The 16,767-nt window shown below is 38.0% G+C and carries 17 protein-coding genes; all 17 read left to right on the top strand.

Features of this window, described 5'->3' with window-relative positions; translation table 11 throughout:
- The first annotated feature begins 57 nt into the window (after nt 1-57).
- Complete coding sequence (gene hrcA, locus HNQ80_RS19900; protein ID WP_184312444.1) at nt 58-1,089, top strand: heat-inducible transcriptional repressor HrcA; 1,032 nt, start codon at nt 58-60, stop codon at nt 1,087-1,089.
- 126 nt (nt 1,090-1,215) lie between these two features.
- Entirely contained in the window at nt 1,216-2,739 is a 1,524-nt protein-coding gene (locus tag HNQ80_RS19895; protein ID WP_243183441.1) for a TCP-1/cpn60 chaperonin family protein, read from the top strand.
- Nucleotides 2,740-2,768: 29 nt separating this feature from the next.
- On the top strand, nt 2,769-3,350 hold the full coding sequence (grpE, locus tag HNQ80_RS19890) for a nucleotide exchange factor GrpE (RefSeq protein WP_243183436.1): 582 nt from the start codon (nt 2,769-2,771) through the stop codon (nt 3,348-3,350).
- Between the two features lie 40 nt (nt 3,351-3,390).
- Nucleotides 3,391-5,232, top strand: a complete 1,842-nt coding sequence (gene dnaK / locus HNQ80_RS19885) for a molecular chaperone DnaK (RefSeq protein ID WP_184312441.1) — start codon at nt 3,391-3,393, stop codon at nt 5,230-5,232.
- A gap of 129 nt (nt 5,233-5,361) precedes the next feature.
- Nucleotides 5,362-6,495 carry a molecular chaperone DnaJ gene (dnaJ, locus tag HNQ80_RS19880; RefSeq protein ID WP_184312440.1) on the top strand — a complete coding sequence of 378 codons (1,134 nt, stop codon included), beginning with the start codon at nt 5,362-5,364 and terminating at the stop codon, nt 6,493-6,495.
- A gap of 163 nt (nt 6,496-6,658) precedes the next feature.
- The gene (gene prmA, locus HNQ80_RS19875; RefSeq protein ID WP_184312439.1) at nt 6,659-7,615 is read left to right on the top strand and encodes a 50S ribosomal protein L11 methyltransferase; all 957 of its coding nucleotides are present in this window, start codon (nt 6,659-6,661) and stop codon (nt 7,613-7,615) included.
- Nucleotides 7,608-8,366 carry a 16S rRNA (uracil(1498)-N(3))-methyltransferase gene (locus tag HNQ80_RS19870; RefSeq protein WP_184312438.1) on the top strand — a complete coding sequence of 253 codons (759 nt, stop codon included), beginning with the start codon at nt 7,608-7,610 and terminating at the stop codon, nt 8,364-8,366. The genes prmA and HNQ80_RS19870 overlap by 8 nt, the downstream gene beginning before the upstream one ends.
- The gene (gene mtaB, locus HNQ80_RS19865; protein WP_184312437.1) at nt 8,367-9,677 is read left to right on the top strand and encodes a tRNA (N(6)-L-threonylcarbamoyladenosine(37)-C(2))-methylthiotransferase MtaB; all 1,311 of its coding nucleotides are present in this window, start codon (nt 8,367-8,369) and stop codon (nt 9,675-9,677) included.
- A gap of 75 nt (nt 9,678-9,752) precedes the next feature.
- Nucleotides 9,753-10,097: a histidine triad nucleotide-binding protein gene (locus HNQ80_RS19860; protein ID WP_184312436.1), complete on the top strand. Its 345-nt coding sequence runs from the start codon at nt 9,753-9,755 to the stop codon at nt 10,095-10,097.
- 127 nt (nt 10,098-10,224) lie between these two features.
- Nucleotides 10,225-10,407 (top strand): 30S ribosomal protein S21, encoded by a 183-nt coding sequence (gene rpsU, locus HNQ80_RS19855; protein WP_184312435.1) that lies wholly within the window; start codon nt 10,225-10,227, stop codon nt 10,405-10,407.
- Nucleotides 10,408-10,422: 15 nt separating this feature from the next.
- Nucleotides 10,423-10,866, top strand: a complete 444-nt coding sequence (locus HNQ80_RS19850) for a GatB/YqeY domain-containing protein (protein WP_184312434.1) — start codon at nt 10,423-10,425, stop codon at nt 10,864-10,866.
- A gap of 204 nt (nt 10,867-11,070) precedes the next feature.
- Nucleotides 11,071-12,168 (top strand): endonuclease/exonuclease/phosphatase family protein, encoded by a 1,098-nt coding sequence (locus HNQ80_RS19845; protein ID WP_184312433.1) that lies wholly within the window; start codon nt 11,071-11,073, stop codon nt 12,166-12,168.
- 137 nt (nt 12,169-12,305) lie between these two features.
- Entirely contained in the window at nt 12,306-13,625 is a 1,320-nt protein-coding gene (locus tag HNQ80_RS19840; RefSeq protein ID WP_184312432.1) for an NfeD family protein, read from the top strand.
- Between the two features lie 13 nt (nt 13,626-13,638).
- Nucleotides 13,639-14,634 carry a flotillin-like protein FloA gene (gene floA / locus HNQ80_RS19835; protein WP_184312431.1) on the top strand — a complete coding sequence of 332 codons (996 nt, stop codon included), beginning with the start codon at nt 13,639-13,641 and terminating at the stop codon, nt 14,632-14,634.
- 39 nt (nt 14,635-14,673) lie between these two features.
- On the top strand, nt 14,674-15,141 hold the full coding sequence (locus HNQ80_RS19830) for a hypothetical protein (protein ID WP_184312430.1): 468 nt from the start codon (nt 14,674-14,676) through the stop codon (nt 15,139-15,141).
- Nucleotides 15,142-15,271: 130 nt separating this feature from the next.
- On the top strand, nt 15,272-15,547 hold the full coding sequence (gene yqfC / locus HNQ80_RS19825; RefSeq protein WP_184312429.1) for a sporulation protein YqfC: 276 nt from the start codon (nt 15,272-15,274) through the stop codon (nt 15,545-15,547).
- A gap of 7 nt (nt 15,548-15,554) precedes the next feature.
- Nucleotides 15,555-16,751 (top strand): sporulation protein YqfD, encoded by a 1,197-nt coding sequence (gene yqfD / locus HNQ80_RS19820; RefSeq protein WP_207727113.1) that lies wholly within the window; start codon nt 15,555-15,557, stop codon nt 16,749-16,751.
- Nucleotides 16,752-16,767: the final 16 nt, after the last annotated feature.

Here is a 16,767-nt window from a genome sequence, read left to right as displayed (position 1 = left end):
AAAACAGAATAGGTTAGCACTCAACGAGAGAGAGTGCTAACAAATGGGAGTGATATGATGGAGCTGGGCGATAGAAAGTTAAAAGTGCTACAGGCAATTATCAGAGACTTTATATCCACAGCTGAACCTGTAGGCTCTAGAACGATTGCAAAAAAATATGATCTAGGAATTAGCTCAGCCACCATAAGAAACGAAATGGCTGATCTTGAAGAACTGGGATATTTAGAACAACCACATACTTCAGCAGGGAGAGTGCCTTCTGACAAAGGTTATCGCTTGTATGTAGATCAGCTGATGATTATCAATAAGCTTGAGCAACTTCAGAAGGAGGCAATCAAAAATGCTTTCGTACAGAAAATTGGAGAGATTGAGCATTTGGTTTCTTATGCTTCAAAGATTTTGTCCCAAGTGACGAAGTTAACATCTGTAGTGCTATCACCTCAGTTTAAAAACAGCAGGCTGAAGCATGTACAATTGGTGCCAATTGATGCTTATAAGATATTATTGGTAATGGTAACGGAGTCAGGAACAGTAAAGAATGCAGTATTGAGAAGTACTCAAAATTTCACGATGGATGAACTGGTACAAATATCCAAGCTATTAAATTATAAGCTTCATGGTCTTACTATTGGAGAAATTGACAATATGGTCATCAATGATATTAAAAATGAAGGCCAAATGTTCCATTCGATGCTTGACTACATTATGCCAGTACTCATTTCAACATTAGAGGACATGGAAGATGTTAAGGTATATTTAGATGGGTTGACCAACATACTCCAATTACCAGAGTATCATAATATTGAAAAGGCTAGGGAATTTATGTCTATGTTAGAGCATAAAGAAGTTTTAGCGGATATGTTACTAAATTCCAATGATGAAGTAAATATTACGATTGGTAGGGAGAACAAGTATGAAGAAATGAAGGAATCTAGCTTGATCACAGCAACCTATAAATTGAATGGTAGAGTGGTGGGAAAGATTGGTGTAATCGGGCCTACTCGGATGGATTATGAAAACATCATTTCCTTGGTTGACTTTGTAACGAAAAACTTAACCAATATACTAAAGGATAACATTCCAAAATAAAGAGAAAATAGTGCAAAGCACATGAATATGGGTTTTGCACTATTATATGTGCTCTTTTCCTAAATATAAAAGAAGATTACAGAGAATAGGCGATTTAATTCGTTGGGAGGGGTAAGTACTTTGTATATGAAGAATGCCGATGGGGAAAATAGAAAAGACAGAAGCACAGCTTTGGATAATAATGTTCAAGCTATTAGAGCTGTGGTATCGGCCGTAGAAGGAACCATCGGGCCTAAAGGTATGGATTGCATGATTGTAGATGATCAGGGACAGTTTATCGTAACCAATGATGGTGTAACCATTCTCATGGAAATGGATGTTAGCCATCCTGCAGCCTTGATGATGGTAAATGCGGCATATGCCCAACAATGTCAAGCTGGAGACGGCACAACCACCATGACCATCATAGCAGGCGCTATCATTGAATCTGCAGTTTATCACATTCAACGGGGTGTATCTGTTCACAAGCTTATAGAGGGAATTAAAATAGGCATATCCGAAGCCATTCAATATATTGAAGCGGTTTCTGTCTCAATTGATGAAGAAAATCAGGAATTACTTAAGTCTGTGGCATGGATTGCAGGTAGGGGAAATCAGGAAATTGTTGATTTGATCTACCAGGGTGCTCAAATGCTTCAACAGGATAAAATAAAAGCAAAAGATTATCGTTTTGGAGATCATATTATAGCCATTGAGGGTACTCAAAATGAGATTTTACAGGGAATGGTTATTGACAGAAAACCTTTAAACCATCGAATAAACTATCATCTTGAAAAAGCAAAAATATTGATTATAGATGATTGCCTTCAGCCAGAAGGTCTTGGTGAGGAACTCTTAAATACAGAAAATGGGTTTGGTCAATACATAGAAAACCGTAAGCATTTTGAAAAATGGATAGAGAAAATTATTGAAATGAAAGTAAATGCGATCTTTATAGATCGTAGGGTTGATGAGTATGGTGAGCAGGCCCTAGTAGATGCAGGTGTTATGGTGGTGCATAGCGTATTAAACGAGCAATTACTGGAGTTAGCTAGGTTTACAGGTGCTAGACCTATCAAAAAAAACGCATTGAATAAGGATATGAATGAATTGGAAAACTACTGCGGATATGCAGGTAAGATCGATTTTGACCCAGAATTGGAGCATATTAAAATTTTCGAAGGGATAGGCGATCCCATGGTTAAAATCATCATAAGTGCTTCGACAGGTCCAGTGCTAAGAGAGAAAGAAAGGGTAGCGAAGGATGCTGCATCTGCCTTACAGGCGGCCACCAAATATGGCATTGTAACAGGTGGGGGTGCTATTGAGCTGGCTTGTGCAGTACATTTGGAAGAGCTAAGAAATCGAATCTCTGGCACAGGTAAGTATGGCATTGATTGCGTTATCGATGGGCTGAAAAGACCTATACACCATATGATAGAAAATGCAGGATACAATCCATTAGAAAAGTTGGAAGCCGCTATACAAGAATGTAGGGATAACAAAAACCTACATATTGGAATAGATTGTGAGAGTGGAGAAATAAAGAATTTATCCATTCAAGGAATTTTTGATCCCACATGGGTGAAGACAACTGCTTTAAAAACAGCTTGTGAAATTGCAGAAGCAATTTTAAAGATAAATCTCATTGTTAAAGGTAAAAATATGTAAATGATAATATATTAGGGTAGGTGGTAATGTTGAAAAAAACAAGAGATGATGTGGAAAATAAAGTTGTAAATGATGTAAATGAGACTGTAGACAGCGATCTTGAAGCACAGATGGAAGAATTAGGGGAACAGGCTAGAGATCAGCAGAATGATTCAATGTCCGAACTGCTCTCTAAAAAGGAAGAAGAGGTAAACGACTTGAACAATCGTTTTATGCGACTAAATGCAGACTTTCAGAATTATAAAAAGAGAGTAGAGAAGGAGAAGGCTGATATCTATCAGTTTGGTAATGAGAAATTTATTACTGATTTACTGCCGATATTAGATAATCTTGAACGCGCCTATAGCTCTACCAATGAAGAAGCTATGGCCAGCGATAGCATTGCTAAGGGTGTTGAAATGGTCATTCAACAGTTTAAGGACATACTTAAAAAGTATGGCGTTGAGGAAATTCAAGCCAAGGGTGAAGAGTTCGACCCAAATCTGCATCATGCAGTGATGCAGGAAGACCATGAAGATTATGAATCCAATCGCGTGATTGATGTATTTCAAAAAGGATATACTTTGAATGGGAAAGTTATACGACCAAGTATGGTGAAGGTATCAAATTAGTTATAAAAATTTTAAATATATTAAAGGAGGAACTTTTGATATGAGTAAGGTAATTGGTATTGACTTAGGTACAACGAACTCCTGCGTTGCGGTATTAGAGGGTGGGGAGCCTGTTGTTATTCCAAATGCAGAGGGAAACAGAACGACACCTTCTATTGTTGCATTTACAAAAAATGGAGAACGTCTTGTTGGAGAAACAGCAAAAAGACAAGCAGTTACAAATCCTGATAGAACAATCATTTCTATAAAAAGACATATGGGTACTGATCATAAGGAAGAAATTGATGGTAAAGGGTATTCACCTCAAGAAATTTCTGCTATGATCTTAATGAAGTTAAAGGCGGATGCTGAAGCATATCTAGGAGAAAAGGTTACGGAAGCTGTAATTACTGTACCTGCTTATTTTACAGATAGCCAGAGACAGGCAACCAAGGATGCAGGAAAAATCGCTGGACTGGAAGTAAAAAGAATCATCAACGAACCAACAGCAGCATCTCTAGCCTATGGACTAGACAAGGATACAAGTCATCATAAAATTATGGTATTTGACCTTGGTGGCGGTACTTTTGACGTGTCAATCCTTGAGTTAGGCGATGGTGTATTTGAAGTATTGGCTACAAATGGTAACAACCATCTTGGTGGAGATGATTTTGATCAGGTTGTGATTGATTACTTAGCAGAATCCTTTAAAAAGGAGAATGGTATCGATTTAAGACAGGATAAGATGTCCCTACAGAGATTAAAAGAAGCTGCAGAAAAGGCAAAGAAGGAATTATCAAGTACGCAAACAACAAATATTAATTTGCCATTTATCACAGCTACGGCTGCTGGTCCGCTTCATCTAAATATGGACTTAACAAGAGCCAAATTTGAGCAATTAACTGCCCATTTGGTGGAAGCTACCATGGGCCCTGCAAGAAAAGCCTTATCCGATGCAAATCTTACTGCGGCAGATATTCATAAAGTTATTCTTGTAGGTGGATCAACAAGGATTCCTGCTGTACAGGAAGCTGTAAAGAAATTAACAGGGAAAGATCCTCATAAGGGAGTAAATCCAGATGAGTGTGTTGCGATTGGCGCAGCAATTCAGGCTGGGGTATTGACTGGTGAGGTGAAAGATGTATTGCTATTGGATGTAACGCCACTTTCATTAGGAATTGAAACGCTTGGTAGTGTATTTACGAAACTGATAGAGAGAAACACCACGATTCCTACAAGGAAGAGCCAGGTGTTTTCAACGGCTGCAGATAATCAAACTGCAGTAGACATCCATGTACTGCAAGGCGAACGACAAATGGCTTCAGATAATATTACATTGGGCAGATTCCAATTAGGCGGTATTTTACCAGCACCGAGAGGAATTCCTCAAATTGAGGTTACATTTGATATTGATGCCAACGGTATTGTTCATGTAAGTGCAAAAGATAAGGGTACTGGAAAAGAGCAAAAGATCACAATTACTGCATCCACAAACTTATCAGATGAAGAAATTCAGAGAAAAGTAAAAGAAGCTGAGCAGTTTGCTGAGCAGGATAAGCAAAAGAAAGATGCGATCGAAGTTAGAAATAGAGCTGACTCCATGGTGTATGAAGCTGAAAAAGGCTTAAAGGAAGTAGGAGACAAAATTGCTGCAACAGATAAGGAAAAAGTAGAACAAGAGGTAGCGAAGCTGAAGAAAGCCCTTGAGGGTGATAATATTGAAGAAATCAAGAATCAAACAGAACAGTTGACAAATGCATTCCATGTAATTGCTCAAAAAATGTATGAACAAACTGCAGCGCAGCAGGGTGAGGCGCAAGGTGCAGAAGATGCTGGCACAAGTGGGCCAAAGGATGATAATGTAGTGGATGCAGATTATGAAGTAATGGATGACGACAAGTAATAAGAAATAAGGCACCCAAAGGGGTGCCTTGTAATTGTGAAGAAAGCTTGCATATTCTCTATAGATTTCATATAATGAATAGTGTTTGCAGGGTTCTCGCAAAACCTGTGAAGGAAAGGCGGTGAGAGGATGAGTAAAAGGGACTACTATGAGGTTCTTGGTGTAGACAGAGAAGCTGACGAGGCTGCGATAAAGAAAGCCTATCGAAAGATGGCCATGCAATACCATCCTGACAGAAATCCAGAAAACAAAGAGGCTGAAGAAAAATTTAAAGAAATAAACGAAGCCTATGAAGTGCTAAGTGATGCGGGTAAGAAGGCCCGCTATGATCAATTTGGTCATGCAGGTGTGGGCGGCAATGGGCAAGGTGGTTTTGAGGGCTTTTCTGGTTCAGGCTTTGGAGGTTTTGATGATATATTTGGAGATATATTCGACATGTTTGGTGGGGGTTCTGGCAGAAGGCGGAATGGACCACAAAAAGGCGCAGATCTAAAATACGAATATACCATTAGCTTTGAAGAGGCAGCTTTTGGTGCCGATAAGGAGATTAGTATCAATCGCCATGAGAATTGTGATACCTGTCATGGAACGGGTGCTAAACCGGGGACTGATAAAAAAACTTGTCCTCAGTGTAAAGGTACTGGTGAAGTAAGGTATGCACAAAGAACACCATTGGGTCAATTCGTAAATGTAAAGACCTGTGACACATGCCACGGCGATGGTACAATTATTGAACAACCCTGTGAGACATGTAAAGGTGCAGGTAAGGTTAGGAAGGATCGAAAAATTCATCTTAAAATTCCAGCTGGTGTTGATACTGGTTCTGTCATTCCTCTAAGGGGTGAAGGAGAGCCTGGAGTAAAAGGTGGACCGACAGGTGATTTATATATTGTGATTCGGGTTCGACCCCATGAAATTTTCCAAAGAGATGGCAATGATGTAATTTGTGAGATCCCTATAACCTTTGTTCAAGCTGCTTTAGGAGATGAATTTGTTGTTCCGACCCTTGATGGGAAAGTAAAATACAAAATTCCTGAAGGTACTCAAAGTGGAACGATCTTTAGGCTAAAAGGCAAAGGGATTCCAAGTCTCAGAGGTTATGGAAGAGGAGACCACTATGTAAAGGTGGTTGTAGAGGTTCCGAAAAAGTTGAATGAGAAGCAGAAGGAATTACTGAAACAATTTGCCGATCAAATGGGCGAGGATGTTCATGAACAAAGAAAAACCTTTTTTGACAAGGTAAAGGATGTTTTTGGAATATAGGATAGACACCCAGTTTAGACTGGGTGTTTTTATGTAAGACGGAGATAAAGTGGTTTTTTAACAAGGATAAGGTCTTTGGCATATGAAAATATTGCTAATTTACAGATAGATAGGGTATAATAAAATGCATGAAAAAAAGGCCGAAACAATGGAGGTTTGCGGAATGAAATGGACTGAGGTAAAAATCAAAACGACTACAGAAGCTGTGGAAGCTGTGGCCAATATACTTTATGAAGTAGGGGTTGGTGGGGTAGTCATTGAAGATCCCAATGATCCTATTTTTAGAGAAAAGGAATTGGGAGATTGGGACTATATGGATGAGTCTCTCTTGGACAATAGTTATGAAGGGGCTATTGTGAAGGGGTATCTTCCTGAAAGCGAGGACTTAATTGATATTATTGAATTAATCAAACAAAACGTTGAAAAAATCCCTCTTTATAATTTAGATAAGGGATTAGGAGAAGTAACAACAACGGAAGTTTACGAAGAGGATTGGGCCAATGCATGGAAAAAATATTATAAACCTAAGAAAATCGGGGAAAAGGTTGTTGTAAAGCCTACTTGGGAGGATTATGAAGCATCTGAAGGAGAAGTAATTTTAGAGTTAGATCCAGGGATGGCATTTGGAACGGGAACCCATGAGACAACGATGATGTGTATTCAAAATCTAGAGAAATATGTGAATCCAGAATGTACAGTTTTTGATATAGGATGCGGCAGCGGTATCTTGTCTGTGGCAGCAGCCAAATTAGGGGCTAAGAAAGTCATCGGTGTGGATCTAGATGAGGTAGCAGTCCAAGTGTCTAGAAAAAATGTGTTAGATAATAATGTGGCTTCGATCGTGGATATTCGAAAAGGTAATCTAGTAGAGGTGATTGAAGAAAAAGCCGATGTGGTGGTTGCCAATATTATCGCTGATGTAATCGTCATCTTGGCTTCTCAAATCAAGCAGTTTATGAAGGCAGGCAGTGTGTTTATTTCTTCTGGGATTATTCTAGATAAAGTAGATGATGTAGTCTCTGCTTTGAAAGAAAATAGATTTCATATCGAAGACATCATGAAGATGGGTGAGTGGGCTGCTATTGTAGCGATGCCAAAGAGTGATGAAGAACATGAATAGATTTTTTGTAGATAAGCAGAATATTGTAGAAGATATGCAACAAATTGTTATAGATGATCCGGATGATGTGAAACATATTCAGAGGGTACTCCGCTTGGAACAAGGAGATGCGGTCGAAATTTGTGATGGACAAAACATGGAATATATTGCTGAAATCTCTTCTATGGATAAAAGCGTTATACGGCTAAACATCGTTGAAAAGTGGGCTGGGAGTACGGAACCTCCCATCGAAATTACACTTTTCCAAGGAATACCCAAGGCAACAAAAATGGATGTAATCATTCAAAAATGTACGGAACTAGGAATAAGTCGTATTGTGCCAGTGATTACTGAGCGAACAATCGTCCAACTGAAAGATCAGAAATCAGAAGAAAAGAAGGTCGAAAGATGGCAGAAAATTGCCGATGAAGCTGCAAAACAGTGCAAGCGGGGAATTATTCCCAGAATTGAACTTCCCATGGTTTTTTCTGAGGCCATAAAAGATATTCAGGACTTTGATTTAACATTGATTCCCTATGAAAGAGAAGTATCATTAGGGTTAAAGGGTGTTTTGAGACAGCAAGTAGGTGCAACAAAAATCGGTATCTATATTGGTCCTGAGGGTGGATTTGGAGAAAAAGAAATTGAAGGAGCAAAGAAGGCAGGAATTGTACCTGTCACGTTGGGACCGAGAATTTTAAGAACAGAAACCGCGGGGTTTACTGCGTTAAGTATACTCATGTATGAGTTAGGCGATTTAGGAGGTATATAGGTGAAAACTGTGGCATTTTATACCCTTGGATGTAAGGTAAATCAATACGAAACAGAAGCAATGGGAGAACTCTTCCAAAAATCAGGTTACGAAATCGTAGATAGTGAATCTAGGTCAGATGTCTATGTAATCAATACTTGCACCGTCACAAATTTAGGGGATCGGAAGTCTAGACAGTTTATTCGTAGGTCTAAAAAAATCAATCCCGAGGCAATCATAGCCGTGGTAGGCTGTTACGCCCAGACATCTCCCGATGAAGTGCTTTCCATTGAAGGGGTCAACATCATCCTGGGTACAAACGATCGGAATAAAATCGTAGAATATGTGGAAAATATTCAAGCGGATCATGAAAAAATTAATGCGGTTGAAGATATTATGCAGATTAAAGAATTTGAAGAAATGACAATTGGTGAAATCAAGGGTAAGACCAGGGCGTTTCTAAAAATTCAAGAAGGCTGTAATCAATACTGTACCTATTGTATTATTCCTTATGCCCGGGGGCCTATTAGAAGCAGGAAACTAGAAGATATCATAAAAGAAGTGGAACGATTGGCAGAAAATCAGTTTAAAGAAGTCGTACTTACAGGTATACATGTGGCCTCCTATGGTAAAGATTTAAAGGACACTTCTTTATTGGATGTGATTCGTGGTGCCCATAAAATAGATGGGATAGAGCGAATTCGCCTTAGCTCCATTGAACCTACTGTTGCAACAGAAGACTTCATTCAAGAAATATCAAAGTTAAAGAAGGTATGTCCACACTTTCATTTATCGTTACAGAGCGGATGCAATGAAACTTTAAAAAGAATGAATAGAAAATATACGGCTGAAGAATATAAAGAGATTGTAGAACGACTCAGAAGATATATGCCAGATCTATCAATAACCACCGATGTGATGGTTGGTTTCCCAGGAGAGACCGATGAAGAATTCGACAGTACCTATAACTTTGTAAAGGAAATTGGGTTTAGTCAGATTCATGTCTTTAAGTATTCACCGAGAAAAGGAACCCCTGCAGCGAAGTATAAGAATCAGGTTCCTAGTGAAATAAAGAATAAAAGAAGTGAAAAATTGTTACAACTTGCACAGGAAAGTGCAATAAAATATAATGAAAGATTTATTGGAAGAACAAAATCAGTTCTTTTTGAAACTTCCAGTGATTCATTAGATGGATATTTCGAGGGACTGACAGATAACTATATTCGCGTATTCTGCAAGGCCCATGAGCAAGTAGAAGGGCGACTTATCAATGTAAGTTTAGATGAGCTCCATGGTGAAAGTATGATTGGTCATTTGAAAGATGAAGCATAAAAAAGAAGGAAAATGATTGTTTTCGTTGAATAAGTATAGGGTATTCCCTCAGTAAATGTGAAGGAGGTGAGATACGTGTCAGACTGTATCTTTTGCAAGATTGCTATAAAAGAAATTCCTGCCAATGTTGTCTATGAGGATGAATACATCTTGGCTTTTTACGACATTCAACCTGCGGCGCCAAGTCATGTTTTGATTATACCTAAGGAACATATTCCATCAATGGCACAGGTAGAAGAACGCCACAAAGAACTGCTAGGACACATTCACCTTGCTATACAAAGTATCGCTGAGAGATTAGGTATTCAGGAAAGTGGTTACCGAATCGTCAATAACTGCGGTGAGCAAGGGGGCCAAACGGTGCATCACCTTCATTTTCATCTGCTTGGAGGAAGGCCTATGAAGTGGCCGCCAGGTTAAAAAAAACTTGCACAACATGTAAAATTCATGTATAATAACATAGTATTGTACACATTTCCTAAAAGGTATATAGCAGTTGCTTTGCTATAGACACAGCACAACGTTGCGAGCGGAGGGAGGGAAATATATGTCAGAAGTTAAAATTGGAGAAAACGAAACTCTTGAGAGTGCTCTTCGTAGATTTAAGCGTTCATGTGCTAGAGCTGGTGTTTTATCTGAAGTGAAGAAAAGAGAGCATTATGAAAAGCCTAGTGTAAGACGTAAGAAAAAATCAGAGGCTGCAAGAAGAAAAAACGCTAAGAAATACTAATAAGAGGTGAATAGCATGTCCCTCAAAGAAAAATTAATGGATGATCTTAAAATAGCAATGAAGGAAAAGGACCAACTTCGTAAGTCTGTTATTACAATGATAAGAGCTTCTATCAAGCAATATGAAGTAGATAAAAGAGCAGAGCTTGATGATGAAGGTATTCTTGATATAATGACAAAACAAGTAAAACAGAAGAGAGATGCGATTGAAGAATTTGCTAAGGGAAATAGACAAGACTTAGTAGATGAAGCGAAAGCTGAAATAGATGTTTTAATGGAGTATCTACCACAGCAATTGACAGAAGAAGAAATGAAGCAGATCGTCAGTGAAGTGGTAAGAGAAGTTGGAGCAACCACGGCGAAAGATATGGGGAAGGTTATGTCTGCTTTAATGCCAAGAGTTAAAGGCAGAGCAGATGGTAAAATACTAAATCAAGTCGTGAAGCAATTCTTACAATAAAAAGACCTATTACATAGGTCTTTTTTTAATGTCCATAATCTCTTTATAGAAAGCTTTCATCTATCTATAGATTGGTTTAGTAGAAATATGAAGAGATCTCGAGAAAAAGGATAGTTGTTATACATTTCCAGTTAACGAACCCCCAGAGTCTATGATATAATGATAATATAGTCTGAAAATTTTGACATAAAAGGGGGACTCAGTATGAAAAAAATCGGTTATGTTCTAATTTTGGTATCATTCTTTCTTTTAGGGTTCTCTTTTTCAACAAAGGTATTTTCAGAAGAAGCAGTGGAAATGAAGATTATAAAGAGTAGTAGCGGGCATAATATGATTAAAGTGTACGGGCCCTCCAGCCTTCAACAAGTATACGTTGAGATTTTTCATAAAGACACTGATTTATTAGCAGGTGTACATGTGGACTATTATGTATTAGAGAAGCTAAACGGTAGTGAAAGGAATGTATTTCTTATCAATACCAAGTACTTTGGCAATCGTAAAGATATTATTTTTAAGATGTTTCCTGGAAGTGCAAGAGAAGAAAAATTTCGACTAAGTGATCTGGAAGAAATATATGTAGAGGATGGGCAGCCAAATACAATGGAGCAAATCAATGGATTAAATATTATGAGCTTTAATATCCATCATGGGAAGAATAAACTTGGCTTTTATACACTCGATCATATAGGGAAGCTGATTATAGATCATCAGATTGACATCGTGGGACTGCAAGAAGTAGATAAATATGTTGTCCGTTCTAAATTTGAGGATCAAGTGAAAAAAATTGCTAGTGAAACCTCCATGTATTATGCGTTTGCACCAAATATGCGTTTGATGGGTGCTGAATATGGCAATGCCATATTGAGCAAATATCCCATTGAGAGTTACCAAAATGTTAAATTACCCGGCTTTCGGGAGAAAAGAGGACTCCTTGTGAGCAAGATACATGTGGGCGATCAGACAATCAACTTTTTGGTTACTCATTTAGGATTAACAAAGGAAGAAAAGCTGAATCAGTTTAATGTACTAAGGCAATATGTGGAGTATTTTGGAGAGAAAACGATCTTGGTAGGTGATTTTAATAGCAGACCTGACCATGAAGGGATTCAGCAAATCAAGTATCAGTTGATTGATGCAGCAGCGGATACGGAGGAGTATTATCAGCATACCTATGACGGCATTGTGATAAAGAATCGTATTGATTATATCTTCATAAGTCCAGATATGAAGGCTACTAATTATAAAGTGATTGACACCAATATTTCTGATCATTTACCTGTGATTGCTTCTATAGAGATATAGTACGATGCTTAAAAATGCAAAATCAGCTCTCTCGGAGCTGATTTTGCATTTTTAAGCATCTTGATGACTTTTTCAATCAAAATGTTAAAATAACCACAGAGAATATATTATACTATAATCAAAGGAGGTGATCATGGATGAATCAACGTTTAAGATATTTTCTATTTCCACTGCTGATACTGATACTGTTGTTAGGATCTGTGTCAGCATATGGGGCAGCTGGCGGGAATGTATATGTTATTCCTATAAAGGGTGAAATTAATCCTGCATTGACTCAATTTGTTATGAAAAGTATCGAAAAAGCCCAAGCAGATCCAGAATCCATGGCCATTATATTTGAGGTGGACACTTTAGGTGGTAGAGTTGATCAGGCTACACAGATTAGGGATGCTATTATGAAAACACCATTGCGAACTATATCTCTTGTAAACAACAAGGCAGAATCAGCCGGTGTTTTAATTAGTATAGCAGCTGAAAATATTGTCATGGCAAAAGGTGCAACCATTGGATCTGCCGAAACGATCCCATATACTGAGAAAAATATATCCTATTGGAGAGGGGAACTCCGTACTACAGCAGAGCAAAGAGGACGAGATCCGAAGTTAGTAGAGGCTATGGCTGATCGGCGAATTGAGATTGTAGATCCTCAGAATCCTGATAAATATATCGTTCAAAAGGGCGAATTATTAAATCTGACAACAAAGGAAGCTGAAAAAATAGGCTTTACAGATTATGTATCGAATAATTATGAGGATATTCTAAAACACTTCAATATTTCCTATGGAAATATTATTCCAGTAGGGCAAAATTTTAAAATGACCGTTGCACAATGGGTTACTAGCTCAGTCGTATTGCCTGTCATTTTAAGTATCGGCTTTATTGGTCTGCTGATTGAAATTCTTACACCTGGATTTGGGCTAGGAGGAACCATCAGTCTAATTGCCTTCTCTATTTTCTTTGGTGGAAGTATTCTGGCAGGTAATGCAGGCTTTGCCGTGGTACTGATATTCCTTACGGGCATTTTACTTCTGGTGATTGAAGCTGTGATTCCAGGCTTTGGCGCACCTGGGATTGGGGGAATTCTCTGCATCATTATCAGTATTGTTCTTTCTTCAGATTCTATAGTTTTAGGGATATCTTCTTTGGCTATTGCATTTGTAATGACGGTTATTGCAGCGATACTTCTACTGAAGTATGCGCCGAAAAATAAATATTTTGATAAGATTATTCTGGGAACAGAGCTAAGAAAGGATATGGGATTTAGTTCTATCATCACGAACAACGGTTTGCTGGGATTGGAAGGAATTGTCGTCACTTCATTAAGACCAGCAGGAACAATTGAGGTGGATGGAGAAAGAATAGATGTGGTTTCTGAAGGTGGATTTATTGAAAAAAATGACCGTGTAAGAATTGTTAAGATTGAAGGTCGAAGAATTGTAGTGAAAAAAATTAATTAGGAGGTATTGATGTATGGAAACAATTATTGTATTTGGAATTTTATCGATTGTTGTACTGCTTCTTTTAGGCTTGTTGTTTAGTTTTATCCCAGTAGGTCTGTGGATTACTGCTTACTTTTCAGGGGTAAAGATTGGAATTTTCACATTGATTGGTATGCGATTTAGAAAAGTTTCTCCATCTAGAATTGTAAATCCTTTGATTAAAGCAACAAAAGCAGGCTTGGATCTGAACATTGATAAATTAGAAGCCCACTATTTGGCTGGCGGAAATGTAAACAGCGTAGTAGATGCATTGATCGCAGCCCAAAGAGCAGAAATTGCTTTAGAGTTTGATAGAGCAACTGCCATTGACTTGGCAGGGAGAGAAGTACTAAGTGCAGTGCAGGTAAGTGTAAATCCTAAGGTGATAGAAACCCCAAGGGTGTCTGCTGTGGCAAAAGATGGTATTGAGGTTGTGGTAAAAGCAAGGGTTACGGTAAGAGCTAATATCGAAAGACTTGTGGGTGGTGCTGGTGAGGAAACCATTATCGCCAGAGTTGGTGAAGGAATTGTTACAACTGTAGGTTCTTCACAAACTCATAAAGAGGTATTAGAGAATCCAGATAAAATCTCTAGAACAGTTTTAGACAAAGGTTTGGATGCAGGTACTGCCTTTGAGATCCTTTCCATAGACATCGCAGATGTAGATATTGGTAGAAATATTGGAGCCCAATTACAAACAGATCAAGCTGAAGCAGATAAGCGTATTGCCCAGGCCAAGGCAGAGGAAAGACGGGCAATGGCAGTGGCGAAAGAGCAGGAAATGATTGCTGCAGTACAAGAGATGCGTGCGAAGGTAGTGGAGGCTGAGGCTGAGATACCAAGGGCTATGGCAACGGCGCTGAAGGAAGGTAAATTAGGCGTAATGGATTACTACAACATGCAGAATATTTCAGCAGATACAGATATGAGAAAGTCTATCTCTAAGATGGGTAAAGACGATGATCCAAACCAAGGAAAGATAAAATAATGGGTGAACTGGTAGTGTCAGTGAAAAGGATGTGAAAATATGGATTTCTTTGGGAATATACTACCATTTATAATTTTTGTTATCTTTGCCATTTCAAAGTCTAAAAAAAGAGAAGCCCAGGGTGGAAGGAAAAGAGAAATTCCCATAGGTCGCAATCCAGAGAAAAAAACTGTTTCGCCGCTATCGCGAATGGATGAATTAAGAAAAATTGGTGAGCAGTTTGGAAGTACCCTACGCAAGGAATTTCAACAACTATCGGAAGTAGATAACAGAGAGATGACCCTTCTTGAAGATGAGGAGGAAGCGATTGATCGATATAACGAAAACTCCACAAAGGAGTTCGTAAAAAAGCTAGATACACCTGGCATTGAAATGAAAAATGAGATTGATGATGTAATCAAGGCAAGTGAGATAGGTGGAAGAAGGATTTCTTTTCATAAGCAAAGCGTTCGGGATGGCGTGATAATGGCCGAGGTTTTAGGAAAACCAAAGTCGCTGCGACGCTAGCATGAAAGGCCGTAAAGTGTGATCTTTACGGCCTTTCATCATATAAAGATTCCCAAGAATGGGTGGAAAATATTGTACTATGGCATTATAAGGACGCATAAACATTATATATAAAAGGGGGGAGTGAGCTATGGGAGATAGAACGAAAGAAATCAAGGAAAGTATATCTGAATTACTAGAGCTTCCCAAAGATATTATTTTGGATCTTCCGAGAATTACGATGATCGGAAATCTGCAAATATATATTGAAAATCATAAAGGAATTCTTGAATATTCCAAACAAAGAATAAGAATTTATACGAAAAATGGGACATTAAGAATTATTGGAAGAGATCTTCAAATTAAAACCATTATTACAGAAGAAATCATCATTACAGGGATGATCGAACAGATAGAATTTGTGTAATAAAGGGGTGAGAAGAGTGCTTGTAGTAAAGATATGGAATTATATTCGAGGCTATGTTGTTATCCGCATTGAGGGGCTCGCTTTAGAAAAATTCATTAATTATGCCATCGCAAGAGGAATCTATTTATGGGATATTATGAGAATTGATTATACAACCTTAGAAGCAAAAGTAGGACTATCTGGATACAAGGATCTGAGACACATTGTAAAAAGAGCCGGTTGTAAGGTGAAGATCAATACAAAAATAGGATATCCTTTTTTTATGCATAAAATTAGGGCTAGAAAGATGTTAATGTTTGGATCTATGATTGCAATTTTTATGGTAATGCTTACTACCTCTTTTGTGTGGGATGTTGAAGTAGTAGGTACGGAAAATATACAAAAAGAAGAAATCGTTAAAAAGCTAAACGAGTTAGGATTAAGTACAGGTATTTTTAAATATAAACTAGATCTGTCAGAAATTGAAACAAACATGATGATTGAAATGGAAGAATTAGCTTGGGTAGGTATTGAATTAAGAGGAACAAAAGCTATTGTGGAAGTGGTAGAAAAAGTACAGGCGCCCGAAAAGATACCTTTAGAAATCCCCTGCGACATCATGGCATCAAAAAATGGTATCATTGAAAAGGTGATTGCGAAGAATGGAGATGCAATGGTTCAAAAAGGGGATATCGTAAAGTCCGGACAGCTTCTGGTTACAGGTACGATTCTGAGAGAGGGTGTAGATACAAGATATGTACATTCCATGGGGGAGATTTTCGCCAAAACCTATTATGAAAGCAATGATGAAATGTCCATAATAAAAATAAACAAGATGAAAACAGGAAAAAAATTTGTGAAGAGAACATTGAAAATTGGAGAAAGTTTGTTGACCTTAAGCATAGGGGAAGTGCCTTTTGACAATTATGTACTTGAAACAACACATAAAAGGCTGCCTCAATGGAGGAATATTATAATACCTGTCGAAATTATACTAGATGAATATTTCGAGGCCAATGACCAGCCAGAAGAATTAGACGTGGAATTGGTCAAAAAGGCTTTGTTAGAGAAGATGACGGTAGACTTGATAAAACAGATTCCTGAGGATGTTAATATTTTAAAACAGGATATTAAATATTGGGAAGAAAATAATATAATAAAGGCGAAGCTTACTATTGAAGTACTGGAACAGATTGGCATCCAAAAAAGAATAAATATATTCTAATTACTAAGGAGGAGCA

The sequence above is a fragment of the Anaerosolibacter carboniphilus genome (assembly GCF_014205875.1).
Taxonomy (GTDB): Bacteria; Bacillota; Clostridia; order Peptostreptococcales; family Thermotaleaceae; genus Anaerosolibacter; species Anaerosolibacter carboniphilus.
Note: the sequence above shows the minus strand (reverse complement) of the source record. Positions and strands in the feature narration are given on the sequence as shown.

Coding starts and splice junctions, on each gene's coding strand:
- hrcA (WP_184312444.1), top strand. CDS start 58: ATGGAGCTGGGCGATAGAAAGTTAAAAGTGCTACAGGCAATTATCAGA.
- yqfC (WP_184312429.1), top strand. CDS start 15,272: ATGGGAGATAGAACGAAAGAAATCAAGGAAAGTATATCTGAATTACTA.
- HNQ80_RS19850 (WP_184312434.1), top strand. CDS start 10,423: ATGTCCCTCAAAGAAAAATTAATGGATGATCTTAAAATAGCAATGAAG.
- prmA (WP_184312439.1), top strand. CDS start 6,659: ATGAAATGGACTGAGGTAAAAATCAAAACGACTACAGAAGCTGTGGAA.
- HNQ80_RS19830 (WP_184312430.1), top strand. CDS start 14,674: ATGGATTTCTTTGGGAATATACTACCATTTATAATTTTTGTTATCTTT.
- dnaJ (WP_184312440.1), top strand. CDS start 5,362: ATGAGTAAAAGGGACTACTATGAGGTTCTTGGTGTAGACAGAGAAGCT.
- HNQ80_RS19870 (WP_184312438.1), top strand. CDS start 7,608: ATGAATAGATTTTTTGTAGATAAGCAGAATATTGTAGAAGATATGCAA.
- HNQ80_RS19895 (WP_243183441.1), top strand. CDS start 1,216: ATGAAGAATGCCGATGGGGAAAATAGAAAAGACAGAAGCACAGCTTTG.
- HNQ80_RS19845 (WP_184312433.1), top strand. CDS start 11,071: ATGAAAAAAATCGGTTATGTTCTAATTTTGGTATCATTCTTTCTTTTA.
- rpsU (WP_184312435.1), top strand. CDS start 10,225: ATGTCAGAAGTTAAAATTGGAGAAAACGAAACTCTTGAGAGTGCTCTT.
- HNQ80_RS19840 (WP_184312432.1), top strand. CDS start 12,306: ATGAATCAACGTTTAAGATATTTTCTATTTCCACTGCTGATACTGATA.
- dnaK (WP_184312441.1), top strand. CDS start 3,391: ATGAGTAAGGTAATTGGTATTGACTTAGGTACAACGAACTCCTGCGTT.
- floA (WP_184312431.1), top strand. CDS start 13,639: ATGGAAACAATTATTGTATTTGGAATTTTATCGATTGTTGTACTGCTT.